The following is a 651-nucleotide window of genomic DNA, read 5'->3' as shown; positions in this document are numbered from 1 at the left end:
CCGTTTTCATATGCGGGGACAAAAGCGAAATTTTCGGCCTTCTGCCCTAGTCCGTCCATGGCGCAGTGGCCAGCTGTTGCCACGGTGCTTTGGTTCGCCGAGGTAACGGCGTTGCCGGAGCAGACGTAGTTGGAGCCGCCCATGGTGAAGAAGACCTTCCCGATGTGCTTTACCGACGTCTCGGTTCCCACCTTGGCGCGGGTGGCCTTGACCTTGGTGCTCTTGCCCTTCTTCACGGCATCCACGTTCGAACGGGTGCCGCGTTCGCGGGCCTTCTCGGCAAGGACCTCGCCTGAGACTGCCTGCCGCATCCGGTCGGCTGTCCAGTACTCGGCCACACCTGTATTGTCCAGGACCGCGCTGACGACGGCGTGGTTCTTCTCCTCTTCGGAGTTGGTGGGTGCAGCGGCGGCTCCGGCCGCGCCGCAGAGCGTGAGGGCGGCCGCTGCCGAAAGGCTCAGCAAGCCGGAAACGAAGGACCTGTTGCGAGTCATTGGTGTCCTGTCTTAGCGGGGAAAGGGCCCCGGGAAGGGCCAGGAGGGACGGGGCGAATTGTGTCCGCCTGACAACAGTGTAGATAGTAGTGATGTATCTTGTGCCACTTTCAGCCAGCAATGTGACTCAGGGACTGCGGAAGCACGCCGTGGACAC

General features: G+C 62.2%; 1 pseudogene. It reads right to left on the bottom strand.

The features are described from left to right. Positions 1–494, bottom strand: a pseudogene (locus AC5RWX_RS34055) (hypothetical protein); the annotation flags it as partial. Between the last annotated feature and the right edge of the window lie 157 nt (positions 495–651).

It is taken from the genome of Arthrobacter sp. SPT-J7 (assembly GCF_059089965.1).
The sequence above is the reverse complement of the archived record's forward strand: the minus strand, read 5'-3'. Positions and strand labels throughout refer to the sequence as shown.